Below are 23,770 nucleotides of genomic sequence, written 5' to 3' on the forward strand. Positions count from 1 at the left end.
ACAGCACCAAGCACAACAGTAATGAACAATTAGCATAATAGAAAAGCATCACTACAAACACTGCTTTAACAAAGGGTTATTCTATCCAAACGTTACTTTGGCATGATGTAGTTGCCATCAACAGAAATGGCGATCCACTTACCTTGCCAATTGTAAAATAGCCAAAAGTCATTGAGGCGATAAAAAGTAATTCGCTGTGGTTCTTCCAACCCTTGATACCAAACTTCAATGCTCTCAGGAGAAGAAAGGCGCGGCTTTAACTGCTCATATTGTTCAGAGGTAAGCTCAGTTCCCTCTAGTGATTGCCAGCGAGTTATGATTTCTTGTACGGGGATATGAGCTTTGATGTTCGATTGCCACTGGCCATTTTGCTTCTCGACTTCCCAGCCAGCAAAATAGATGGCACTCACTTCATGATCAGAGCGCAGTAAGTTCGGATAAAGATCGACTTGCTCATCGATAAGGTAGGTTTTGATCCAGCTTGGTGCATTGAGAATCACCATGAAGGCAATAACGCCCAAGATTAAAATGTTATTCCAGCGTCGACGTCGCTGAACTCTGCGTGACATACCGTTACCTCGCTTCTTGGGCGCTTAACCTACAGCAACACAGCATAGTGTTACTGTAGGTTTTTCAGACTCACCGTTCATTCATGATTGAATAGGATCGTCATTCAGCGTATTGAATTTGATTAACTCACCTTCACCATTGTTCACCTCTGGCTCATCGGCATGCGAAGAGAAGAAAGATGGTAGAGCATCCAAACGCTGACTAGAGACTCCCATCATTTCAGAAATGGCTTTCATCATAGTAAATCCGTTACGAGGATAATCAATGACTTCCCTCGTTGTAAACTCAGAACCTGTGACAAACAATGGCACTTCGTAAGACGCTTTAACGGAAGGGTCATGTCGAAGATTTTGACCACCATCTCTATGCCCTAAACCATGATCTGATACATAAACCAAATTGTAAGGAATTGGTTGTTGTTTCGCCATCTCGTCAATACGTTGGATTAAATGGTCAGTCTGTTTAATCGACTCGATATAGCAAGAAATCTTGTCACCATTAAAGTCGAATTCAACTTCGCCTTCAATACGGTCACAAAAACGTGGATGAGAGCCTATCAAATGCACAACGATCAGCTTGGATTTCTCATTCGCGGTTAGGGCTTGTTGCACGCTTGGTAAAAGCGTTGAGTCATAGACATTAGAATCTCTAAAACTGCCACTGCGGGTAAACGAAACATGCTCAGCATAGTTAGCTATCGCACTAATGCCTGTATCAAACTGGCCCATACGACCTTGATTAGAGATCCAGAAAGTTTCAACCCCAGCTTTTTCAGCCAAGGTATTAATGTTGTTGTTCAACTCAAGGTTAATGCCATCGTTCATGGTTACATAGCGCATGACCGAAGTGAATGTATTTGGGCCTGGGGATAAAAACTCTGTCCATACCTGTCCTTGCGCACTCGACATAAACGGTGTGTTCTGGAGTGGTAGACCATAAGTGTTCATATAATCTTTGCGAACACTTTCACCAATAATAAAAATCGTATTTCTCGCAGAAGCAGGTTTCTTGGTGATTACCCAAGATGAAGGCACTTCTTTCTGAGCCATTATTTCAGCATTGTATTGGTAGTACTTATCGTAAGAATCATACCAATCAAAGAAGAATCGTACTGGTGGGTAACGCATGTAAGAAAGCAGTGCATGGGTGTAATTGGCATTAACGTTACGGTCGATAATGGTTCTTACTGGCTTACTCAACAAGAGAAATGAGAATAAGATTAAGCAAACTGCTGACGTTTTCCGGCCTCTTAGCGGCGGAACAAACTTGAACATGAAGAAACCAAAAAAGGCAAAAATAGCCGCAATGACCAGCGTTTTAATCTCTAGGTCATTAAAAAACTCGAAAGCTTCTGATGGGTTGGTTTCAATAAGAGAGGAGGTAATTGTGAGGTTTGGGTAACCATAATTCCATGAGACGGGAATGTAACAAGCGGCGATGATGACGAAAGCACCAAATAACCACTGCCCAACTCGGTAGTTCTTTAAAAATGCGATGGTAATTGATAACAGAATCAAACCATCAGCTTTAACTTCATACCCCAAAGCGATGGTCAGCATTAACGCTAGAAGTACCAGTATCACGAACTGCAAGGCTTTAAATCCAAAGTGCATATTAGTTCTGCTCCTAATAACTACTGCTTATAATAAAAAACCCAGCTCGAGAGCTGGGTTTTTTAATCGTCAAAGAGACTCAATCAATTACTTGATTTTCGCTTCTTTGTACATAACGTGCTGGCGTACAACTGGATCAAATTTCTTGATCTCAAATTTGCCTGGCATGTTACGCTTGTTCTTATCAGTTGTGTAGAAGTGGCCAGTACCTGCTGAAGATACTAGACGGATTTTCTCACGAACGCCTTTCTTTGCCATTGCCTATTTCCTCTTAAACGTTTTCGCCACGTGCACGAATATCAGCAAGAACAGTATCAATACCTTTCTTGTCGATGATGCGCATACCTTTTGCAGTAAGGCGTAGTTTAACAAAACGTTTTTCGCTCTCTACCCAGAAACGATGAGTTTGTAGGTTCGGCAGAAAACGACGCTTAGTAGCATTTCGTGCGTGTGAACGGTTGTTACCCGTTACTGGACGCTTACCAGTTACTTGGCATACTCGTGACATGAATGTCTTCTCCAAAATCGTTTCAGCTCGATATCAACCTTGGTGGCCGAACCTCTCTATTTCTTGGAAAGAAGTTAGAGGTTAAGAACCGCTATGGAAAATCCATACAAGGCTATCAAAGGTCGCGCATTATACTAACTTGATATGCATTGCTCAAGACCCGAACAGATCCTTTTTACAGGTTTTCGTGATCTTTTTTTAGACAGCAGGTTTTTTCTAGCAGTCCAAGCTGAATTCAGTTAAAAATTTAGTGGCGAGGATGATAGCAGATTTTTAGCAACTAACAACCTAAAAAATGCACAGTTATATCCACCCTCTTTCTGCAAAAGAAACGCTTTCGCCATCACCGATAACGAAATGGTCCAAAATTCGAATATCCACCAGCGCTAAAGCGTCGATTAAACGCCGGGTAATCCTTCTATCTGCTTGGCTAGGTTCCGCCACACCTGACGGGTGGTTGTGAGCCAAAATCAATGCAGCGGCGTTGTGGTGCAAGGCGCGTTTGACTACTTCTCTTGGATAAACCGATGCAGCATCGAGTGTTCCTTCGAATAAAATCTCATCTTTTATTACCCGATGTTGGTTATCTAGGAAAAGAATGTAGAAAGCCTCTCTTTGACGGTCCCTTAATATAGAAGAAAGATAAAGTTTGGTTTGTTCTGGGCTGGTTAACGCATCACCACGTTTTAATGTCTCGGCTAAATAGCGTTGTGTCATTTCCAAAACGGCTTGTAACTGCACGTATTTCGCTTGTCCTAACCCTTTATGTTGGCAGAACTCTTGCTCTGAGGCAGAAAACAGCTGGCGAAGCGATCCAAAGTCTTGAATGAGAAAATCTGCCAGCTCAATCACATTCATTCCTTGTGTGCCAGTACGAAGGAAAATTGCTAGTAGCTCTGCATCGCTCAATGCTTGTGGCCCTCTATGAAGCAGTTTCTCTCTTGGCATCGATTCACTGGGCAAGGTTTTAAGTATCATCAATGGGACCTGTTCGTTAAACTGCCCCTATTGCACTAAATAAAAAGCGAAAGTCGAAGCCGACTTTCGCTTTTTTCGTTAGCCACTACTTTTCTTTGTAATAAAGAGATCAATCAGAGTTTAAAATGCCCTACGAGATCGTGCATTTCAGATCCTGATCGAGATAACTTGGTACTAATATGCTCCGAACTCTGCAACGTATCATTGATGTGATTCACAATTTGCTGTATTGCCACCAAATTCTGGTTAATGTCCTCTGCTACGGCACTTTGTTCTTCTGCAGCAGACGCCGTTTGAATCCCCATATCACGGATGGTGCCGATGGAATGATGCACACCAGATAATGACTGCTGAATCAGCGATGACTCTTCTACTGTCTTCACTCCACGCTCTTGACTTGCAGCCATCGTTGTTACCGCTCTAGAGACTCCGCTTTGCAACTGTTTAAGCATATCGCCAATTTCATGAGTGCTGTTCTGAGTTCGACTCGCCAATGAACGCACTTCGTCTGCAACGACAGCAAAGCCACGCCCCTGTTCACCCGCTCGTGCCGCTTCAATCGCAGCATTCAAAGCTAACAAGTTGGTTTGCTCCGCAATCTCACCAATCACATCCAGCACCTTGGTAATTTGCTCGGTTTGCTGGCTTAATTCAGAAATCGCTTCAGACGTACTATTCACTTCTTCGACCAGCTTACTAATGCCATCAATGGCTTGGTCGACTTCCCGCTGCGCTTCCGTCACCTGATCATTGGCATCATCGATCGCCTGCGCCGTCGCGTTCGTGTTAGTCGCCACCTCTTTCGCCGTCATGCTCATCTGTGTTACCGCCGTCACTACTTTTTCCGTTTCTAAGCAGTGATTTTGCATCTGCCCACTCGCTTGAGAGGTTTGTTGATCAAGTTCACCCGATACGGTTTGTACCGTGGTAGCAGAGCGATGAATGTCTTGCATAAGCGGGTGGAGCTTATCCATAAACTCATTAAACGCTGTCGCAACTTCTCCCACTTCATCTTTACTTTCGATTTTCAGACGTGCTGTTAGGTCCCCTCCACCAGCAGCAACATCTTTGAGTGATGTCGCTATGTGTTGTAAAGGTTGAATACCTTTAGTCACAGCGATACTGGTTAGAATACTTGTGATGATAAGGCCAATAACTGAGATCGTAACTGCAGATAGCGTATGCTCGTTCAATTCTTGTGTCCGTAGTTCACGCTGTGCGGCCACTTGCTGATCGATATCATCGATATAAATACCAGTACCCAGCACCCAGTCCCATTTCGATAAGTATTCTGCGTAACCTAGTTTTGGAGCCTGAGCATCAATTGAAGGTTTATGCCATGAGAAATAAAGGAAGCCATCACCATTTTTAGAGGCGTCAATCAATCCGCCAATGACTGCTACACCATTTTCATCTTTCAGGCCAATGAGGTTTTTACCTTCCAAAGATGGTTTAATCGCATGCAGCGTGTTCACACCTTTTGAGTCGTAAGCAAAGAAATAACCATCACTCTCAAAACGCATTGCTTTGAGGATTTCTTTTGCTGCTTCTTTGTTGCTGCCATTCACATCCGTGTCGTAAAGTGGCTTTATCGCTGTCACCCCCATCATCATGTAGGCTTGTAACTCTTTCTTCCGGGTCTCTATGAGCTCTTGCCTATCCCGTACCAACTCCGCCTCTAAACTATTACTACTATTGATGTAGTACACCACAGAGATCAATGTGGTGATCAATAGCAGAGGGATCAGAGTAACCAGCAGCAATTTACTTCGACTTTTCAATACCATTTTTATTTTCCACTACCTTGTTATCGTTCTTTTCTCTCTATCTTGCCGAGCACACAAGAATTGTCTGTGAAGTAAGCAAAACTTTTCTACAACGTTCGGTTACTAATATTCTGTTGTTTGATGTGGATTAGCTTCTGGACAGATTTGCCTGGGCGATGAAAGATTCACTTGTGCTAAACTCGTCGCCAGAAAAATTGGAGATCTCACATGCAAACACTAGCAGGAAAGAAAATTCTACTCGGCATCAGTGGCGGAATTGCCGCGTATAAATGTGCGGAGCTAACCCGTCGCCTAATAGAAAGAGGCGCGCAAGTTCAAGTAGTGATGACCAAAGCGGCGAAGGAGTTCATCACTCCATTAACCATGCAGGCTGTTTCTGGCCGTCCGGTATCGGACAGCTTGTTAGACCCTGCTGCAGAGGCGTCGATGGGCCACATTGAACTGGCAAAATGGGCAGATTTGGTTCTTCTTGCACCTGCGACTGCCGACTTGATTGCACGTATGTCGGCTGGCATGGGCAATGATTTATTGACCACGCTAGTACTTGCAACCGATTCACCAATCGCGGTTTCTCCTGCAATGAATCAGCAGATGTACCGCAACATCGCAACCCAAGAAAACATCGCAACACTAGCACGCCGCGGTATGCACATTTGGGGCCCTGCAGCAGGCGAGCAAGCGTGTGGCGATGTAGGCCCAGGTCGAATGCTAGAGCCAATGCAGCTTGTTCATCTGTGTGAACAGTTTTTCCAACCAAAACTGTTAGCTGATAAATCGATTCTGATCACTGCGGGTCCAACCCGAGAAGCCATTGACCCCGTGCGTTACATCTCTAACCATAGCTCAGGAAAAATGGGCTTTGCGTTGGCGAATGCTGCTGCACAATTGGGCGCTAACGTGACACTTGTCAGCGGCCCAGTAAGCTTGAACACGCCAGCCGGAGTAGAGCGAATTAATGTGGCTAGCGCACAAGAGATGCACGATATAGTCATGGCTCATGCCGCAAACCACGATGCCTTTATCAGCTGTGCTGCCGTGGCAGATTACCGTCCTGAGGATGTCGCGTCTCAAAAGTTGAAAAAGACTGAAAACAATGATCATATGACCATCAAAATGGTCAAAAACCCTGATATTGTTGCGGCCGTCGCAGCGATGACCGAACAACGCCCATTTACGGTAGGTTTCGCTGCCGAAACGAATGACGTCGAAACGTACGCACGTGGCAAACTGTTGAAGAAAAACCTCGATATGATTTGCGCCAATGATGTTTCAGTTGAAGGTCAAGGGTTTAACAGCAACGATAACGCCATCACTTTATTCTGGCCACAAGGCGATCAGGCATTAGCATTGGAATCCAAGGAAGCCCTAAGCTTTAAAATTATGGAAAAAATGCTCGAGTTGATGCCATAACGACTCGAAACACCATTCGGTTTTCATCAAAAACTGGCACAAATTTGGTACAAAGATGACAAGTGAGGGTGTTAAAGCTCCCATTACACCCTCGCTGGTCTAGTGTGATGCCAAATAGCGTCTTATAATCCCCTCCGCTCAACTTTGTATTTTGAAAGGAAGTAACTAAATGGCCGGCAGTAAAAAATCCAATCGTCGTGAAGAAATCTTGCAAGCACTCGCACAGATGCTTGAATCTACAGAAGGCGCTTCACGCATTACTACGGCAAAATTGGCAAAACAAGTCGGGGTGTCAGAAGCCGCACTTTACCGCCACTTCCCTAGTAAAGCTCGCATGTTTGAAGGTTTGATTGAATTCATTGAAGAAGCTTTGATGACTCGAATCAACCGTATTTTAGATGATGAAAAGGATACGCTAGAGCGTATTCGCATGGTGATGCACCTTATTTTAGCATTCTCAGAACGTAACCCTGGCCTGACACGTATTCTTTCTGGCCATGCTTTAATGTTTGAAAATGAGCGCCTACGTGAACGTATCAACCAACTGTTTGAGCGTATTGAAACGCAACTTCGCCAGATCCTGCGTGAACGTAAGATCCGTGAAGGCAAATCGTTCCCAGTCGAAGAACGCATTCTAGCCGCTCAAATCCTTGGACAAGTTGAAGGTAGCCTAAACCGCTTTGTTCGCAGTGATTTCAAATACCAACCTACCGCGAATTTTGACGAATATTGGGCTCTTCTTAGTGCACAAATAAAGTAGAGACTATGAGTAAAGAAAAATACGCACAACCCGAGTTTTCTTTTTCCCTTCTCCACCCTCGTAATTGGGGAGTTTGGCTCGGGTTTGGCGCTTTAGCCATTGTGGTCAATCTCCTCCCATACCGCTTATTACTGTCACTAGGCCGAACTCTTGGTCATATCGGTATGCGTTATGGTCAAAAGCGAGTCCATATCGCCAAGCGCAACTTAGAGTTAGCCTTCCCAGATAAAACAGCAGAAGAAATTCAGTGCATCGTTGAAGAAAACTTCAAAAACACCGGCATGGCATTGATTGAAACTGGCATTACTTGGTTTTGGCCAACATGGCGTTTCAAAAATCTGATCGTTGAAAAAGATCTTGATGCGCTACGTGAAAAAGCGGCAGATGGAAAAGGTGTCTTACTATGCTGCGTTCACGCGCTGAACTTAGAAATCACTGCTCGTGCTTTTGCGGTATTAGGTGTTGCAGGGTACGGAGCATTCCGTCCACACGACAACCCAGCATACAACTTTATTCAGTATTGGGGACGCACGCACAATGGCAATAAACTGATTGACCGTAAAGACGTTAAGCAGATGATTCGTGTGCTGCGGAGCGGTGAACGTTTGTTCTACTTACCAGACCATGATTACGGCCGTAACAAGTCTGTGTTTGTGCCTTTCTTCGCAGTCGAGGATGCATGTACTACAACCGGTACCAGTATTCTGGCTTACACGTCTAAATGTTCAATTATTCCGGGCTCTGGTTTTCGTAATGAAGATGGCAAGTACGAAATCATTGCTGATAAGTGCATTGAAGCCGATTACCCGCAAAAAGACGACGTCGCCGCTGCTGCCTACATGAACAAGTTTGTAGAAGAAGTGATTCTACGCGCACCAGAGCAATGGATGTGGCTACACAAACGCTATAAAACAATGGCAGATGAGAATACACCGAAAGGCATTCGCTATAAGTGAGTCGCATAGGCCCTAGGTTTTAGAGCCTAGGATCCTAGGTGGAGCGCAGTAACAGTTTGTGCAGTTCATTACTGGCTAAGAGTCACTGGAATAAAGAACACGCTGCGCTTCGCCTACGGAAACACATTAACTAAACCTAATAGCGTCATTCCGGACGAGCTCAAGCGAGCATCCGGAATCTACTATTAGTGGACTATTTAGTTACTGTATATTGCCTTAGAGAAGTCAAACTCGGACAGTAGATTCTGAATCACGTTCGTTCCTCACTGTTCAGAATGACAAGCATTTTCCTTATAAATCAAAAAGAAAAAATATACGCAATCCGGCGTTCAAAACATTAGGTCCTAGGACTTTACTTTCCAAGGACCTATCTCTTCCCTTAAATGCCGTATTCTGCGCGGTACGCTTTTACTGCTTCTAGGTGCTCTTTGTCTGTACCTTTTTCTTCAAGAAAAGTCACAAGATCAGTCAGGCTTACGATTGAGATGATGGCACAACCAAAGTCGCGTTCCACTTCTTGAATCGCAGACAGTTCACCTTTGCCTTTTTCTTGACGGTCAATCGCAACCAACACACCTGCTAGGTCTGCACCATTTGCTTGGATGATTTCCATTGATTCGCGAATTGCGGTACCTGCTGTGATTACGTCATCTACCAGCATGATACGACCTTCAAGCGCTGAACCCACAAGGTTGCCACCTTCACCGTGATCTTTTGCTTCTTTACGGTTGAAGCAGTAAGGCGTATCGATGTCGTGGTGATCCGCTAGCGCTACTGCTGTCGTAGTCGCGATTGGAATACCTTTGTAAGCAGGACCAAACAGTACATCAAATTCGATGCCTGAATCCGCAAGTGCCGCTGCGTAGAAACGACCAAGACGCGCTAGGTCACGACCAGTATTGAAAAGACCAGCGTTAAAGAAGTACGGGCTTTTACGGCCAGATTTCAAAGTAAACTCACCAAACTTAAGAACTTCTTTCTCAAGTGCAAACTCAATAAATTCACGCTGGTATGCTTTCATTATTTTCTCTCTATGTCCTTGGTTTCTTGTGTCTCTTCTCAACAATCATTCATTTCTCTATTGTCGAGATAAAAAAATAGCCCCCATAATGGGAGCTACTAAAATCAATTGGCTAACGCCGCCTTCTGCGCTGCGACAATTTCCGTGATGCCGACTTTCGCCGACTCTAACAGTGCCATCAGCTGTTCATGACTGAACGGTTCACCTTCTGCGGTGCCCTGAATTTCAATCATCTTGCCTTCTTCCGTCATCACAACGTTCATGTCTGTGTCTGCCGCTGAATCTTCAACGTACTCAAGGTCACACAGAACATCATCACCTAGCAAACCAACTGAAACTGCCGCTACGTGACCTTTCATTGGGTTTGCTTTTAGCTTGCCGTTATCCACTAGGTGTTGGAACGCATCCGCTAGAGCAACGCTTGCGCCGCTGATAGATGCTGTACGAGTACCACCGTCTGCTTGGATAACATCACAGTCAACCGTGACCATGAACTCACCCATTGCTTGTAGATCAACTACCGCGCGTAGGCTGCGTGCGATCAAGCGTTGGATTTCCATTGTACGGCCACCTTGCTTACCGTTCGCTGCTTCACGACGAGTGCGCGAGTGAGTCGCACGAGGTAGCATGCCATATTCAGCTGTTACCCAGCCTTTACCTTGACCTTTTAGCCAACGAGGCACAGATTCTTCAACGGTCGCATTACACAACACTTTGGTGTTACCAAATTCAACTAACACTGAGCCTTCAGCGTAAGCTGTGTAGTTACGAGTAATTTTGATTGGGCGAACTTGGTCCGCCTTGCGATCGTTTGGACGCATGGGCATCTACCTTAAGTAATGAGGAGAAGACGATTTGGTTGGGCGCAGATTATAGCGGAATCGATTAAATAAAGCTATCTGGACAATCTCTACACAGAATAGCAAAGCCACAACTCTCTGGCTGTGCTACTATTGCGGGGTAATTTTCAGCAAATTAGAAGACAGGAAAATTCGATGATTTACAGTATGACAGCGTATGCGCGCAAAGAAGTAAAAGGCGATTGGGGCAGCGCAGTGTGGGAAATCCGCAGTGTGAACCAACGCTACCTAGAAACTTACTTCCGCATGCCAGAACAGTTCCGCGCTCTTGAGCCTGTACTGCGTGAGCGTTTTCGTAAGCGCCTAGCACGCGGCAAAGTAGAATGTAGCCTACGCTTTGAAGCAAACCCAGCAGCAAAAGCTGAACTAAGCATCAACGAAGCACTGGCAAACCAAGTGATCAAAGCGGCTGAACAAGTGATGCACATGACGGGCGAACTAAGCCGCATCAACCCATTCCAAGTAATGCAATGGCCAGGTGTGATGGAAACGCCAGAGCAGAACATGGATGAGGTTAACAAAGAACTGCTTGCTGCCTTTGATGAAGCAATTAGTGAGTTCATTGAAGCGCGTGGTCGTGAAGGCGACAACATGAAAGCGCTGATCGAGCAACGTCTAGACGCGATCACCGCAGAAGTAGTTAAAGTTCGTGCACGTATGCCTGAAATCCTAGAGTGGCAACGTGAGCGTCTATTCTCAAAATTTGAAGATGCGAAAGTTGAACTAGACCCATCTCGCGTAGAGCAAGAGCTGATCCTTCTGGCACAGAAATCAGACGTAGCGGAAGAGCTAGACCGTCTTGATTCTCACGTAAAAGAAACCACAAACATCCTGAAGAAAGGTGGCGCAGTGGGCCGTCGTCTGGACTTCATGATGCAAGAGTTTAACCGTGAGTCGAACACGCTAGCGTCAAAATCTATCAGCACAGACATCACTGCATCAGGTGTTGAACTAAAAGTTCTGATTGAGCAGATGCGCGAGCAGATCCAAAATATTGAGTAAGATTTATATAAAAGCGCTTACTGCCATCAACTATTGCTAGATGGAGCCTTATTTAATACCAACCGTGGCCAAGTAAGATTGACCACGGTTTGATCTGAAGGTCTGAAATACAGGGAATTAACCAACAGGTTTAGCATCCGTTTCAGGGGTCCCATTCTGCAAACTATCACCCTGCTCCGACTCTTTAATAGAATCAATAATGTATTGAGGTCTCGCTTTCACTTCAGTGTATATACGTCCTACATATTCACCAAGAATACCGATAGTTATCAGCTGAACACCGCCAAGAAAAACCATCACAGTCATCAGAGATGCGTACCCTTGGACATCAATACTAAACAGCAGTTTTTGCATAATAATAGAGATGCCATAGAGGATTGATAAGAATGAAATTCCGAAACCAACATAACTGGCCAATTTTAATGGCGACGTACTAAAGTTCGTAATCCCCTCTATAGCCAAGTTTAATAGCTTAAAAGTATTGAATTTGGTTGTCCCTGCACATCGTTCTGGTCTTTTATATTCAACGATCACAGGCTCAAACCCAGGCCATGAAAGAAGACCTTTCATAAACAGATTTCTTTCTTGCAAACTGATAATGATGTCTACAATTCGTCTATCCATAAGACGAAAGTCACCAACATTCTCCTCAATCTTTGAATGAGATAAAGCATTGTGCACTTTGTAAAAATAATTAGCGGTTACACGCTTCATCCAGTGGTCTCGACTTCTATCCGCTCGCTTTGCCAAAACAATCTTAGCGCCACCTTCCCATTGGTGATACATAGTCTCAATCAACTCAATTGGGTCTTGGAGGTCAACATCCATCGGAATCACAATATCGCCGCGACAGTGCTCTAGGCCACAGAATAAGGCAGGTTCTTTACCAAAATTACGAGAAAAGTTGATGAGACGGACATTGGCATCTTTTGCTACTAGTCTCTCAATCAATGACGCAGTTTTATCTGCACTGCCGTCATTAACGAAGACAATTTCAACATTTTTCGTTTTGAGGAAGCGATCATTTCTCGCTGCGTGATAAAACGTTTCAACAGTTTCTTGTTCATTGAAAACGGGAACAACAAGAGAAATAAGCATCATTTTTCCTTTTTAAAAAGAAACTTCGAGAACCTATAGCCTATGACTAAACTCAAGGCTGAAAAGGTTATCAACGAAAGAAGTGACGGCAACATCAAGTAATCACCCAAATAGCCGATCAAATAGCTTAAAGAGCCCATAAATACTACATAGATGGCATACTCAATCGGCTTATACCTTGCCTTAAATGTAAACTTCGCATTCAGTAAATAAGAGCACGATACTGCCAAACTAAATGCAGCAAGGTTGCTGATACTTTGGGCGTATCCCAAAGCAATCAGAGAAAAAAAACTAATAAAATGGACGCCGGTATTTACCACTCCGACTAGCGTGTAACGAGTGAACATTATTGTGGCTGTGTTTTCTGTAATGTAACGAGGTACTGAATATAATCTTTAAGAGACACATGTTGCGTTGGCTGTAATTGAGTAACACTGTTAATGCCTTGATATTGAGCAAAACAACTGTTCGCGAAATCACTTTCATCTGTCGAGAACGTCCCCCAATCATAAAACTGAGGTGCTTTCAGAAATTTGTATTCTTGAGGAATCAACATGTCATCACTACTTGTCAGCTTTGATAATGGCTTGGTAACAAGGACATATTCTGTTATTCGTAAGCCAATAGTTTCAAGAGCCACGATGCTTGCACTCAAAGTAAACAATGGAATAAACACATAGGCTCGGATCTTAGATTTCCACGTTAACTGTACAAAAATCGACAGAATAAACGCACATAGCACACTTGCCGTGAAGTATGCCCTACGAGCAGGTAGCACACCGACACTATAAGCAGAGACATCGACAATAAGAATGCAGTGAAGGAAGACAAGCATAATAGCCGTTGAGCGATGCTGTACATGATTGTTGGTTCTTAGGAGGAAAACTAAAGCAATACAGGAAACTAAAAAGTTAGCAAATAAAATTGTCGCCCCAAAAGCATCGCCTGACGGTTTCATTTCATTAGATAACAACAACACTAATAAAGTCGCTAATACCGTAATGTAGCCCATAACCCATTGCTTCGCGGTTACTGGCATAAAACGATATTGCGACTGCAACTTGAACACAAAATAAGTACAAGCAATAGAAGCTAGAGCAACAAAGTAATTCGTTTTATACATCGATTTACCAACAGCATTCAGATAATGCGATGTAAACGTTGGTAATTCAAAAGTGTAAAGCCAAGTAATGAGCTGACCCAAAGAGACATAGTCTTCAACACCTTGAGCTCTGACTGAAGTGCCAGGGGCAGTGTACAGCGCTAAGAAGCCTGCAATGTAGAAGAGTATAGGGACAACAAAACGGACCTGCGTTGTTTGACGCGTGTATTTTCGATACGACAGAATCGTTAAGTGGATCAAACAGCCAATAGCACCTAAATCAAAGCTACTCATACCAGCCGCAAAGCTTAGAAGGCAAAATAATCCGACAACGAATAGATTAGACCTCTCGTACCAACTACTAACTCCCGCATAATGGTAGCGATAAACAACGAAATGAATTAAACACAAGGCCAACGACCAAGCGTAATTTACGGCTCCAGCACGCCAGAGTAAGACCGCACCAAATACCGTAGAAAGTGACAATAGCGTAAAGAAAGTGATTATAAACAAGCTATCGTCTTTGCTTTTTCCTTGATGGGCAAACAAAAGTGGAAATACCAAGCCAATAATGATGGCAAACACAAGCGAGTTTACGACCGCAAAAGACGTTCCCGTTAACCCTGTGAAGAAAACGGATAATAACTCACCTAATCTAGCATTCCATGTTGTATATGAACGCACAACAGCATCGACATCACCAGATGATAAAAGATGGCAAAAGTCATCAGAGATGAGAGGAAAAGTAAGGTTGAGGAAAAACATAAAGGCAACAAGCATTGCCGTAACAAAGAAATATCGATGTCTAACCAAGTCGAACATAATCGCACAGATCGTTTTTTTTAACATTTTGCCTAATAGTATGCTATGTGCTTTATGTTTACTAGGAGGGGTCATTACCCTTATTGTTGAGTTGAGATTTTAAGCAAAGATTCACTGATGACGAATGCACATCATTGGGTAAATAGATTTTATAGAAAAGTCTAAGCGTGCCGACTGTTTGCTACTTCTTACTTCGAGTCATTCAAGGTAACTTTAGGGAAATAAAAGTCGCACTGGCCCATCCATTTCATGAGCATTTTATTTGTAACAAATTGCTATTCTGAACCTCTAAATACAACAAAGCCTTAAATACTCTTCAACTGCAAAGCTCTTTGTACTACAACATGAGTACCCTATTTCTTTCTACCTTGACAAAAATCAGCTAGTGATTGATGGCGATGAGCTCATTTAGAGTCATTGCAAGCACGACTGCTCAGCTACTTTATCGAGAACCGTGGGAAAGTACTGAGCCCGACTGTTTACTGCTAAGTCCAAAAGCACGAGTTTGATTGTATCTGCCACAGCAATACTAATTGTTAGATTTATTGCTGCTTAAACAGTGAACAAAGTAGATTGAATGACGTCAAAAGCCCCTATCACAAGAGGCTTTTTTATGAACTTTAGTCTGCGTTAGGCATTGAGATTCTTCATACAATGCTCGCATAGCACTGGCTTTTGCTTTACAGACTTAACTCGAAGACGCTGCCAGAAAGAAGGTTCAGCTTTAGTCACAAAAATACCGCCGAGCAATGGCAGCAGCAGGGCAACAGAAACCAACGACAAACTGTTACCAGCAATCCATGTAGAAAGACTCAGTGCGATCAACGGGAAGAACAGGAAGCAAATCGAGGCAGTAAACGGCGTCGACACTTGTCCAAGCTTAAAGTACGCCACGATGCCACCGACACTGGCAAACATGCCGAGATAAATCACAGCGGTAATCGAATCGATCGAGAACTGAGAAATGTCTGGCTGCTCGACAAGCAGTGACGTGATAAACAACAGAACTGAGGCAACAAAGCTTGGAAAGGCATTGTAAGTTAGTACAGGAATGCCCTTACAGAACTTTTCGACAAACACATACATCACCGCATGAATCGCGACGGCCCCACCTAAAGCAAGAAAGCCCAGCAGATAATCCTCGCCACCTAAACTCATCTCTTTCGCCAGAATCAAAACTAAGCTCAATACCGCGACCAAAAGACCGGCAATCTGCGATTTACGTAACCTAAGCCCAAGGAATAAGCTCGATGTCACCATGACTGCGATTGGCATATTGGCGAAGATGATCGAAGCAAGACCCGATGAAATGTACTGTTCGCCAAAAATCATCAAGGTAAATGGAATCGCGAAATAGAAAATCGCGACCACGAACATCCAAAATACTTTTCCCTTAGGAAAGAACAGGGGCTGATTGAGGTGTTTCGCCAACATGATTAATAGCGGCGCTGCGATCAAAAAGCGCAGTCCGGTAGCAAAAATGGGCGGAATAGTTTGCACCGCCACTTCCATCGCAAACCACGTGGTGCCCCAAATTAAACACACAGACACAAACAAGATGATCGGTAAATGCTTATGCGTCATGGCGACCTCCCGCTTTTCGGTTGATAACAAGGTTTGGCAGGTGCACAGCAAGGTGCTCGTTACGAGCAATTAGATTAGTTTTCATTTTTCATTCCCATCACAGGATGGTGCAAATAGAGAGCTATTCACACGCATAACAAATTCACACGGCAATTCGTGCAGTAACATTGTTGGCAGCGATACGCTGCGAGATAGGAATTAAGCTATCGGAGGGCGATAGTGAGCGTGCATGTCTGCACTGGTGTAGAGTACCGTTTTGCTTACCGCCAGTTCATCTCTGTACGGTGCTTCATAAGAGCGCAGTTGAGTTTCAACAACAGCGCTACCCGACGCGTGACCATGGGAGCAACACTGCTTTTCAAAGCATGTCCCGCCCGGCTCACAACAACCGGGCTCGTCCTGTTCTACTGAGCCAAAGGTTAAATCACAGTAGCTAATATGCAGAGACTCACTCGCCGTGATATGGCTCACTGTTGATGGTATTTCTGCACGAGCGGTACCGCTTGAAAGCGCAAATGCAATCAAAACACTCAACAGAAAATAAATTGTCGATGTGCTTTTCGCCAACATCACAATATCTCATCAAAACAGGTAGAAAAGGTTAGTGTGAAGATACTCATCAATAGAGCAAGAAACAAGATGGCTTGAGATGACTTTACACTTTTTTACCCCAATGCCATTTGGGTGTAATTTTCCTTCACGCCAAAACAAAGCCTCGCACTGGGCGAGGCTTAATAACATCATTCGTCTTTTTCGGCGGTTTGATTATCTATATACGGCCAATAATGATGGCCTACTCGAATAACCAAGGTTGCGGCAGCCAGAATAAACGCGGCTAAAGAAAGCCATACGATCATCACGGAGTCGAGATCTTTCATACCAAGCGTGATGTAACGAGCAATGGCCATCATGGCAATGTAGATCGGGTAACGAACAGGGATCTTACCGTTCATTACAAATTGCCCGACCATGGCAAGCACTTCCAGATAGATGAACATCAATAAGATATCATCAAGTGAAACACGCTTTTGCACATAGATGTGGACAAACTCTTCAACCATTGCCCATACAGTAGCCAAAGTAATGGCGACCAAGAGCACAGCTTCAAGCAGATGAAAAAGTTTCAGAAATGGGCGGCTGAATGATTTAGGTAAATGCGACGGCATGGCCAACTATCCAAAAAAATCAAAGGAATAAGTTTGCAGTGTAGCACGCTATTTTAAAGAAGCTGAAGACGCGCCCTCTCTCCAGCGAGAAAAAAACGCATAATAAAAACGCTCCAACTAAGTGGAGCGTTTTTCGATGATGATTTTACTCAGCGGATGGCGTTACGCCACTTGCTGCTTTTTTTCTGCTAAACGCTTTTTCTTGCGGTATTTCGGGTGTGTAATCGGAATCGCCGATAAAAGCTTTTTGGTGTAATCGTTCTGAGGGTTCGCGTAGATCTCCTTCGCGTTTCCGGCTTCTACTACTTTACCAAAGTACATCACCGCCACTTTATCAGACACATGCTTCACTACAGACAAGTCATGAGAGATAAAGATGATTGCAAGGTTCATCTCTTGCTGGAGCTGCAGTAGCAAGTTCAAGATCTGCGCCTGGACCGATACATCCAACGCTGAAACCGACTCATCACAAATCAACAGTTTAGGCTTTAGCGCAATCGCACGAGCGATACCAATACGCTGACGCTGACCACCAGAGAATTCATGTGGGTAACGGTTTACTGCGGTTTCAGGCAGACCTACTTTAACCAGTAGCTCTTTAACCCACTGCTTACGCTCTGCAGATGTGCCCACATTGTGAATCACGTACGGCTCTTCGAGAATCATGCCAATAGTATGACGCTGATTAAGTGATTCCATTGGGTCTTGGAATACGATCTGCATATCTTTACGCAGAGAACGCATCTGCTTTACGGATAACTTGGTGATGTCTTTGCCTTCAAAGAAAATCTTGCCCTCAGTTGGCTCATACAACTTGAGAATCGTGCGGCCCAAGGTACTTTTACCACAACCAGACTCGCCCACTAGGCCAAGAGTTTCCCCCTCGCCTACTGATAATGACACACCATCAACCGCTTTAATGGTGTAGCCTTTCTTAAACAGCCCTTTACCAGATACAAAGTGCTGCTTAAGATCTTCAATTCTTAATACTTCTTTAGCCATAACATCCTCTTTTATGACGTGCTCACTTTGCACCTGTTAGCTAGCAAACATGCTGGCATCAATTGGCTTAATGTCGATCATCTGTTTGGGTTCATTATCCAAACTAGGCATCAACCCCATCAAGCGCTCTGTGTAAGGGTGTTGTGGATTATCAAATAGCTCAAAAATCTCCGCTTTTTCGACAATACGACCACCGTACATCACCGCCACGTCATCACACACTTCGGCAACCACACCAAGATCGTGGGTAATGAAGATCATCGCCATGCCCGTCTCTTCTTGAAGCTCATTCATTAAGTCAAGGATAGATGCTTGAACGGTTACATCCAGCGCGGTAGTTGGTTCATCACAAATCAAAATGTCAGGCTTACATGCCAACGCCATCGCAATCATCACACGCTGACGCATACCACCTGATAAGTTATGTGGGTACTCGTTCAAGCGCTTTTCTGGCATTGGAATTTTAACTTTCGCCAGCATTTCAATGGCATAAGCTTCCCGCTCTTTTTTCCCTAATTCTGGGCGATGCAGCTCTAGCACTTCACAAAGCTGGCGACCGATAGAATGCACCGGGTTCAGTGCCGTCATCGGATCTTGGAAAATGATCGAAATACGGTCACCACGCATGGCGTACATCTCTTCTGCTGGGAGCGTCACGAGATTAGTGCCACGATAGTTAATCTCACCATTAATGATATTACCGTAAGGCTTAGGTAACAGACCCATGATGGACATTGAGGTCACACTCTTACCACTGCCCGACTCACCTACCAAACCAAGCGTACGACCGGCACGAACATCAAAGTTGACACCATGCAGTACCTTTACCGGGCCGTCGTCGGTCGTGAACTCAACTTCTAAATCTTTAACACTTAGGATTACATCGTTTTCCATAACACATCCTTACAGCTTATAAGTGTCGTCAACAACAACAAGTGGCTCAAAAGTTTTACCTGACTTCATCGCCTTTTCGGTTTGTTTCTTAGTATCTTTATCTAACCAGAACACACCAAGGCCTGGAGAAAACGCGTTAGGGAAAAGCATCGACGTTCGTTTCGTCATTGGCTGCTCAGGATACTTCATCCAACGCCAATGACCTTCGCGGGTATATGGCACCATATATCCAGGAACAATTACGGCAGCGTCATTAATAACGGTTTGGATTTGACGAGAAAGCGCACGTTTTTTATCGATATCAAACTCATGTTTGAAATCCATAATAAGTGCATCTAGTTCTGGAGAGCTGTAATTAGCATGGCTGTTCGTTTGCGGCTTGTTCGCATTCACTGAATGGAAATACTCCCAGTATGCAGGAACCTCTGCTGTTCCCATCGTTAAGAAAGCCACCTCGTGCTTCTTCTCTAAGATGTATTTAAACGCCGATGAACCATCCACCAAGTTTAATGTGTACTCAAGACCAGCAAGTTTGGCTTGTTCTTTGAGAAATGACATTCGCGGCGTATGACCAGCAAAGCTATACGTGATGGCAAAACTTAATCGCTGACCTTTATCGTTAACACGGATACCGTCCTCAGCAATTTGGTCAAATCCCGCCGCCTCAAAGTATTCCACTGCTTTTTCAGGCTCAAACTTTGGTGGTATGGCATCTTTCAAATCATAATCACCGCGCCCTACGCCTAAGGCATTCGGTTTACGAACATAATCCCCACGAGTGAGTTTTTCGATCATGCCATCAAAGTCACTCGCCAATGCGATCCCTTTGCGCACATTCAAATCACTTAGCATTGGGTTAGCAGTATTCAGCCATAAGCCGCCAGCGCCTTCTGGATATTGGTTGTAACCCCAAAACTTGGTGATATAGCCCTTCTCATATGGCGCACTTTTGGTCTTATCATGCCAAAGAATCGGCCTTACCAAACCAAATGAATCAAGCTTGCCTTTTTCAAAGTGCTTCATCGCAATATCTGCATCACGGATCACGGTAAAGCGGACTTTTTCTACATTGTAGCGATTCTTATAGTATGGATTGGAGTAACCCCACCAATCTTCCCCTACGTGATTAAAAGTAACACTTTTGCCTTTTTTGATTTTATCTAGGTAGTAAGCAAACGTCGTTGGCTCACTCTTAAAGTTGTATTTGCGAACAAAGTTGTCATCGATGCCATCGCCATTTTCATCTTTTGATGGATTAGCGTAAAAATGCGCAGGTCGAGGGGTCAAGGAGCCAAGCGTATACAGTAGATCTTCTTGGTTTTTCTCTGAACCAGAGACGAAAGCCAAGGTGTGGTCATCGTATTTGATGACATCCGCGATCACATTGGTGTAGTACTCGTTATACCATGGCGCAACGATGTCTTTAGAGCGGTAGAACTTAAGCATGAAGACAAAATCATCAGCAGTAACTGGCTTGCCATCAGACCACTGGGCTTTTGGGTTTAGCTTGAAATAGATAGTTTTGTTATCGTCATCGAACGCCCATTCATTGGCTAGGTCAGGAATCCACTCTAGCGTGTTTGGATGCTTCCGTACTAAGTTTGGTGCATCATCAGCAAACCATCCGCGCAGCCCGGAGTTAGAATCTGGGCCAACACTGCGAAGTGTCTGAGGGAAACTAGACATGAAGGTACGATAAGTGCCACCAAACTTAGCATTTTCTGATGCATATAACGGGGCATCCCAATTCGTATGCCAGTTTAAGTCAGTCGGAAGCGTCGATGACATCGCACCAAAACTCAGGGCGCTCAGCGTAGACGCTAAAAATAATTTATTCATAAAACTTCCCTTTTTTATGTTTTGCTCACAATGCTTGCTTAAACATAGCGTGTGAATTTTTTCGGGTCGAATGCCGCTCGAATCGCTTCACCGATAAAGGTCACCATGACCAATACCAGTACGATTGAAGCCACAACTGATGAAACAATCCATGGCGAGTCTAAATTCGACTTACCTTGTTGCAACAGTTCGCCCCAACTTGGAGTTGGTGGCATCAAGCCAAGACCGAGGTAATCCAGAGCCGTTAGCGCGGTAATGTTGGCGGCGATAGTAAATGGCGCAAGCGTCACAATCATTACCATTGTGTTTGGCAAAATGTGGTTAAACAGGATACGACCAGTTGAAGCGCCTAATGCACGAGCTGCCATGACGTATTCACGCGCAGACTCTTTATAAGTCATGGTTCGCATATACCAAGTCATCCCCATCCAACCAAAGAGGACGTTAATGGCGACGAATAAAGTAAAGGTAGGCTGAACAATCGATACTAGGATCATGATGACGTACAGGAACGGTACCATTGACCAAACTTCAATGAGGCGCTGAACGAACAAGTCGAACTTTCCGCCCCAGAAGCCCATCGCACAACCCACCGCGGTACCGATAGCATAAGAAATGGCCATCGTTAGTAACGCAAAACCCATTGCGGTACGGAAGCCATATACTAATCGAGCTAAAATATCTCGGCCGATAACATCGGTGCCCAAATAATGTTTGTCTTCAGCACTTGGCGCCGTTGGGGGAAAGTCACCGCTAAAGTCTTGCTCATACGGGTTCCAAGGTACGATAGGTAAAATAACAAAGTTATCACTACCTTCCGCTGCAAATACTTTCTGGAGCTCTCGGTAATCCGCTTCGCTTGAGGATGCTTGTCCAAAATCACTCCCCAAACGAACGTCGCTCACAACTGGGAAGTAGTAGCTACCATCGTACTTCACTACCAACGCTTTACTGTTGATCAATAACTCAGCAAACAGCGATAGAATCAGCATGGTCGACAAGATTAGAAATGACCAATAGCCACGTTTAATATCTTTGAAATGGCGGATTTTCTTTTGAGTTAATGGGCTAACTTTAATCATATTACGCTCCAAACTTCACACGAGGGTCGACTAAAGCAACACAGATATCAGAGATGATGTTACCTATAAGAAGCAGCATCGCATTTATAGCAACAATGCCCATTACTACTGGGTAGTCACGCTCCATAATCGATTCATAACCAAGCAGTCCAATGCCATCGATATTGAAGATTACCTCAATCAAGAATGCACCCGTCATAAAGAACAGCAAAGAGTTACCAAAGTGGGATGCGATAGGAATAAGACTATTGCGAAGTGCGTGCTTACGAACAGCCTTCTTAAATGGCAAACCTTTTGCGATAGCAGTACGAATGTAATCTGATGACAGGTTTTCCATCAGGTTGTTCTTCATCGTCATGGTTAACGTGGCAAAATCACCAATTAGATAACAAATCAGAGGTAATACAGCATGCCACATTATGTCTTTGGCACGTTCAACGAAGGTTTCGTAGTCGTCAAAGCCATCCCCGACAAAGCCCCCCATTGGGAACCACTCTAGGTGATAACTGAACAAAGTAATCAGCAAAACACCAACTACATAGCCGGGTAAGGCATAGCCAACAAAGATAAGAATAGAAGAAGCGGAATCAAACACAGAACCGTGCTTCAACGCTTTATAGTAACCAAGCGGAATTGAAATAAAGTAACTAATAAAAAAAGTCATTCCACCATAAAATAGTGAAACTGGCAGGCGCTCAGCAATCATGTCTGAAACAGGTTCGTAGTAACGGGTTGATTCACCGAAATCTAAAACCAATAACCGGCTTAACCAATCAATATAAGCCTCTGTGACAGGCTTATCTAAACCATAAAAAGCGTTCAACTCAGCGATTTGATCTTCTGAAAGTGCTGTATTACCCCCCGCAGAGGTCATAGCCGCAGCACCGTCACCTTGAGACTGCATTTGAGACAACATTCGCTCAACTGGGCCACCAGGTACAAATCGAGTGATAGCAAAGATTAGAATAGTAATCCCTAAGAACGTCGGAATCACTAATGCTAATCGGCGTAAAAAATACGACAGCATATACAACTTACTCCATGTCTACTGTCCATTGTTAGGCGGGTTCGGGGAGGAGGTTTCCGGCCCAAAATGGTGCAATTCGATAACGTAGCAACTAAAGCTATTAAAACGCACTCCCTGAGTTTCAATAACTAGTTTTTTCCACTACTGCAACAATTTCAGCGTCATATTTATCTTGAAACTCCGCGCGCTTCAAGTGTTTGAGCCCAAAACATGACAAACTTCCTTTGATGTCGAAAAATGAAAATGTTTTTGTAAAAAAATATAAAAAACCACAAAAATCATTCATACAGAATATCAACCTAGGCACTTTAGAGTGAAAACCTTACATAACCATGCACCACCAGTGACTATTAACACACAAAAAGCAAAGAGCAATTTGACCTAAAAATACCAATGAGCCCTTTCACTACAATGGGTATCATAATTTGATACCACCCATTGCGATCGAGTTAACATGCCGCCCATTCCATAAAACGACCCCATAAGAATAATATGCTACACATAGCCTAGTTTTCAGGATTCATAACCCACTTAAAAACCATAGACAACATAAGACATTACTGTTTACAAGAAACACAAAATACGGTGTTTTATTAAAATTTGATCTCGTTTTATAAAGAACTCACAGGAAAATATTCTGTGATTTATGTCACCTTTAGGTTTTTACATCTTTTTTACATTTACTTATC

General features: G+C 43.9%; 23 protein-coding genes. 4 read left to right on the forward strand and 19 right to left on the reverse strand.

The genetic code is table 11. The features are described from left to right. Window positions 1-92 precede the first annotated feature (92 nt). From ACTS60_RS08490 to ACTS60_RS08515, 6 genes are all read right to left on the reverse strand, one after another. A complete protein-coding gene (locus tag ACTS60_RS08490; protein ID WP_440887891.1) occupies window positions 93-569 on the reverse strand; it encodes a hypothetical protein in 477 nt (158 codons plus the stop codon). Between the two features lie 81 nt (window positions 570-650). After that, window positions 651-2,183: a phosphoethanolamine transferase gene (locus tag ACTS60_RS08495; RefSeq protein WP_440887892.1), complete on the reverse strand. Its 1,533-nt coding sequence runs from the start codon at window positions 2,181-2,183 to the stop codon at window positions 651-653. An 87-nt stretch (window positions 2,184-2,270) separates the two neighbouring features. Then, on the reverse strand, window positions 2,271-2,441 hold the full coding sequence (gene rpmG, locus ACTS60_RS08500; protein WP_004410866.1) for a 50S ribosomal protein L33: 171 nt from the start codon (window positions 2,439-2,441) through the stop codon (window positions 2,271-2,273). Window positions 2,442-2,454: 13 nt separating this feature from the next. Then, entirely contained in the window at window positions 2,455-2,691 is a 237-nt protein-coding gene (gene rpmB / locus ACTS60_RS08505; RefSeq protein WP_005467944.1) for a 50S ribosomal protein L28, read from the reverse strand. A 303-nt stretch (window positions 2,692-2,994) separates the two neighbouring features. Beyond that, entirely contained in the window at window positions 2,995-3,669 is a 675-nt protein-coding gene (gene radC / locus ACTS60_RS08510) for a RadC family protein (RefSeq protein ID WP_071234852.1), read from the reverse strand. Between the two features lie 113 nt (window positions 3,670-3,782). Then, window positions 3,783-5,456 (reverse strand): methyl-accepting chemotaxis protein, encoded by a 1,674-nt coding sequence (locus ACTS60_RS08515; protein ID WP_440887893.1) that lies wholly within the window; start codon window positions 5,454-5,456, stop codon window positions 3,783-3,785. A 207-nt stretch (window positions 5,457-5,663) separates the two neighbouring features. On the opposite strand from ACTS60_RS08515, the gene coaBC reads away from it, so the two are divergent. The 3 genes from coaBC (at window position 5,664) to ACTS60_RS08530 (ending at window position 8,582) form a co-directional block, all read left to right on the forward strand. Further along, complete coding sequence (coaBC, locus tag ACTS60_RS08520) at window positions 5,664-6,866, forward strand: bifunctional phosphopantothenoylcysteine decarboxylase/phosphopantothenate--cysteine ligase CoaBC (RefSeq protein ID WP_440887894.1); 1,203 nt, start codon at window positions 5,664-5,666, stop codon at window positions 6,864-6,866. Between the two features lie 169 nt (window positions 6,867-7,035). Continuing rightward, window positions 7,036-7,626: a nucleoid occlusion factor SlmA gene (slmA, locus tag ACTS60_RS08525; RefSeq protein WP_043046348.1), complete on the forward strand. Its 591-nt coding sequence runs from the start codon at window positions 7,036-7,038 to the stop codon at window positions 7,624-7,626. 5 nt (window positions 7,627-7,631) lie between these two features. Further along, window positions 7,632-8,582 (forward strand): Kdo(2)-lipid IV(A) acyltransferase, encoded by a 951-nt coding sequence (locus ACTS60_RS08530; protein WP_440887895.1) that lies wholly within the window; start codon window positions 7,632-7,634, stop codon window positions 8,580-8,582. 379 nt (window positions 8,583-8,961) lie between these two features. Here the strand turns inward: ACTS60_RS08530 and pyrE are convergent, their stop codons facing one another. Together pyrE and rph are read right to left on the reverse strand one after the other, a co-directional pair. Then, window positions 8,962-9,603, reverse strand: coding sequence for an orotate phosphoribosyltransferase (pyrE, locus tag ACTS60_RS08535; protein WP_005379384.1), 642 nt, complete (start codon window positions 9,601-9,603; stop codon window positions 8,962-8,964). A gap of 104 nt (window positions 9,604-9,707) precedes the next feature. Then, complete coding sequence (gene rph / locus ACTS60_RS08540) at window positions 9,708-10,424, reverse strand: ribonuclease PH (RefSeq protein ID WP_440887896.1); 717 nt, start codon at window positions 10,422-10,424, stop codon at window positions 9,708-9,710. Window positions 10,425-10,598: 174 nt separating this feature from the next. Between rph and ACTS60_RS08545 the strand changes: the two genes are divergently transcribed. After that, window positions 10,599-11,465, forward strand: coding sequence for a YicC/YloC family endoribonuclease (locus ACTS60_RS08545; protein WP_143691710.1), 867 nt, complete (start codon window positions 10,599-10,601; stop codon window positions 11,463-11,465). A 117-nt stretch (window positions 11,466-11,582) separates the two neighbouring features. Here the strand turns inward: ACTS60_RS08545 and ACTS60_RS08550 are convergent, their stop codons facing one another. The 11 genes from ACTS60_RS08550 to ACTS60_RS08600 form a co-directional block, all read right to left on the reverse strand. Then, window positions 11,583-12,563, reverse strand: coding sequence for a glycosyltransferase (locus ACTS60_RS08550; protein WP_440887897.1), 981 nt, complete (start codon window positions 12,561-12,563; stop codon window positions 11,583-11,585). After that, window positions 12,563-12,910: a GtrA family protein gene (locus tag ACTS60_RS08555; protein ID WP_274792294.1), complete on the reverse strand. Its 348-nt coding sequence runs from the start codon at window positions 12,908-12,910 to the stop codon at window positions 12,563-12,565. Before ACTS60_RS08555 ends, ACTS60_RS08550 begins: the two co-directional genes overlap by 1 nt. Beyond that, window positions 12,910-14,514: a DUF6056 family protein gene (locus ACTS60_RS08560; protein WP_440887898.1), complete on the reverse strand. Its 1,605-nt coding sequence runs from the start codon at window positions 14,512-14,514 to the stop codon at window positions 12,910-12,912. The genes ACTS60_RS08555 and ACTS60_RS08560 overlap by 1 nt, the downstream gene beginning before the upstream one ends. 603 nt (window positions 14,515-15,117) lie before the next feature. Then, complete coding sequence (locus tag ACTS60_RS08565) at window positions 15,118-16,071, reverse strand: DMT family transporter (protein ID WP_440887899.1); 954 nt, start codon at window positions 16,069-16,071, stop codon at window positions 15,118-15,120. A 198-nt stretch (window positions 16,072-16,269) separates the two neighbouring features. Further along, window positions 16,270-16,641: a hypothetical protein gene (locus ACTS60_RS08570; protein ID WP_440887900.1), complete on the reverse strand. Its 372-nt coding sequence runs from the start codon at window positions 16,639-16,641 to the stop codon at window positions 16,270-16,272. Between the two features lie 170 nt (window positions 16,642-16,811). Next, on the reverse strand, window positions 16,812-17,237 hold the full coding sequence (locus ACTS60_RS08575) for a phosphate-starvation-inducible protein PsiE (RefSeq protein WP_440887901.1): 426 nt from the start codon (window positions 17,235-17,237) through the stop codon (window positions 16,812-16,814). A gap of 162 nt (window positions 17,238-17,399) precedes the next feature. Then, window positions 17,400-18,239 carry an ABC transporter ATP-binding protein gene (locus ACTS60_RS08580; protein WP_010445064.1) on the reverse strand — a complete coding sequence of 280 codons (840 nt, stop codon included), beginning with the start codon at window positions 18,237-18,239 and terminating at the stop codon, window positions 17,400-17,402. A gap of 36 nt (window positions 18,240-18,275) precedes the next feature. Further along, window positions 18,276-19,133, reverse strand: a complete 858-nt coding sequence (locus ACTS60_RS08585) for an ABC transporter ATP-binding protein (protein WP_010445063.1) — start codon at window positions 19,131-19,133, stop codon at window positions 18,276-18,278. A gap of 9 nt (window positions 19,134-19,142) precedes the next feature. Continuing rightward, complete coding sequence (locus ACTS60_RS08590; RefSeq protein WP_440887902.1) at window positions 19,143-20,972, reverse strand: extracellular solute-binding protein; 1,830 nt, start codon at window positions 20,970-20,972, stop codon at window positions 19,143-19,145. A gap of 38 nt (window positions 20,973-21,010) precedes the next feature. Continuing rightward, window positions 21,011-22,054 (reverse strand): ABC transporter permease, encoded by a 1,044-nt coding sequence (locus tag ACTS60_RS08595; RefSeq protein ID WP_440887903.1) that lies wholly within the window; start codon window positions 22,052-22,054, stop codon window positions 21,011-21,013. A gap of 1 nt (window position 22,055) precedes the next feature. Then, complete coding sequence (locus ACTS60_RS08600; RefSeq protein ID WP_440887904.1) at window positions 22,056-23,081, reverse strand: ABC transporter permease subunit; 1,026 nt, start codon at window positions 23,079-23,081, stop codon at window positions 22,056-22,058. Window positions 23,082-23,770: the final 689 nt, after the last annotated feature.

The sequence above is a fragment of the Vibrio sp. WZ-1 genome, from assembly GCF_052037695.1.
Lineage (GTDB): Bacteria > Pseudomonadota > Gammaproteobacteria > Enterobacterales > Vibrionaceae > Vibrio.

Bases quoted from the DNA above. Each gene is read 5' to 3' on its own strand.
- ACTS60_RS08585 (WP_010445063.1), bottom strand. From the start codon at position 19,133: ATGGAAAACGATGTAATCCTAAGTGTTAAAGATTTAGAAGTTGAGTTC.
- ACTS60_RS08530 (WP_440887895.1), top strand. From the start codon at position 7,632: ATGAGTAAAGAAAAATACGCACAACCCGAGTTTTCTTTTTCCCTTCTC.
- ACTS60_RS08580 (WP_010445064.1), bottom strand. From the start codon at position 18,239: ATGGCTAAAGAAGTATTAAGAATTGAAGATCTTAAGCAGCACTTTGTA.
- ACTS60_RS08545 (WP_143691710.1), top strand. From the start codon at position 10,599: ATGATTTACAGTATGACAGCGTATGCGCGCAAAGAAGTAAAAGGCGAT.
- ACTS60_RS08600 (WP_440887904.1), bottom strand. From the start codon at position 23,081: ATGCTGTCGTATTTTTTACGCCGATTAGCATTAGTGATTCCGACGTTC.
- ACTS60_RS08495 (WP_440887892.1), bottom strand. From the start codon at position 2,183: ATGCACTTTGGATTTAAAGCCTTGCAGTTCGTGATACTGGTACTTCTA.
- rph (WP_440887896.1), bottom strand. From the start codon at position 10,424: ATGCGTCCAAACGATCGCAAGGCGGACCAAGTTCGCCCAATCAAAATT.
- radC (WP_071234852.1), bottom strand. From the start codon at position 3,669: ATGATACTTAAAACCTTGCCCAGTGAATCGATGCCAAGAGAGAAACTG.
- rpmB (WP_005467944.1), bottom strand. From the start codon at position 2,691: ATGTCACGAGTATGCCAAGTAACTGGTAAGCGTCCAGTAACGGGTAAC.
- ACTS60_RS08490 (WP_440887891.1), bottom strand. From the start codon at position 569: ATGTCACGCAGAGTTCAGCGACGTCGACGCTGGAATAACATTTTAATC.
- ACTS60_RS08555 (WP_274792294.1), bottom strand. From the start codon at position 12,910: ATGTTCACTCGTTACACGCTAGTCGGAGTGGTAAATACCGGCGTCCAT.
- slmA (WP_043046348.1), top strand. From the start codon at position 7,036: ATGGCCGGCAGTAAAAAATCCAATCGTCGTGAAGAAATCTTGCAAGCA.
- ACTS60_RS08565 (WP_440887899.1), bottom strand. From the start codon at position 16,071: ATGACGCATAAGCATTTACCGATCATCTTGTTTGTGTCTGTGTGTTTA.
- ACTS60_RS08575 (WP_440887901.1), bottom strand. From the start codon at position 17,237: ATGCCGTCGCATTTACCTAAATCATTCAGCCGCCCATTTCTGAAACTT.
- rpmG (WP_004410866.1), bottom strand. From the start codon at position 2,441: ATGGCAAAGAAAGGCGTTCGTGAGAAAATCCGTCTAGTATCTTCAGCA.
- ACTS60_RS08515 (WP_440887893.1), bottom strand. From the start codon at position 5,456: ATGGTATTGAAAAGTCGAAGTAAATTGCTGCTGGTTACTCTGATCCCT.
- ACTS60_RS08570 (WP_440887900.1), bottom strand. From the start codon at position 16,641: ATGTTGGCGAAAAGCACATCGACAATTTATTTTCTGTTGAGTGTTTTG.
- ACTS60_RS08550 (WP_440887897.1), bottom strand. From the start codon at position 12,563: ATGCTTATTTCTCTTGTTGTTCCCGTTTTCAATGAACAAGAAACTGTT.
- coaBC (WP_440887894.1), top strand. From the start codon at position 5,664: ATGCAAACACTAGCAGGAAAGAAAATTCTACTCGGCATCAGTGGCGGA.
- pyrE (WP_005379384.1), bottom strand. From the start codon at position 9,603: ATGAAAGCATACCAGCGTGAATTTATTGAGTTTGCACTTGAGAAAGAA.
- ACTS60_RS08590 (WP_440887902.1), bottom strand. From the start codon at position 20,972: ATGAATAAATTATTTTTAGCGTCTACGCTGAGCGCCCTGAGTTTTGGT.
- ACTS60_RS08595 (WP_440887903.1), bottom strand. From the start codon at position 22,054: ATGATTAAAGTTAGCCCATTAACTCAAAAGAAAATCCGCCATTTCAAA.
- ACTS60_RS08560 (WP_440887898.1), bottom strand. From the start codon at position 14,514: ATGTTAAAAAAAACGATCTGTGCGATTATGTTCGACTTGGTTAGACAT.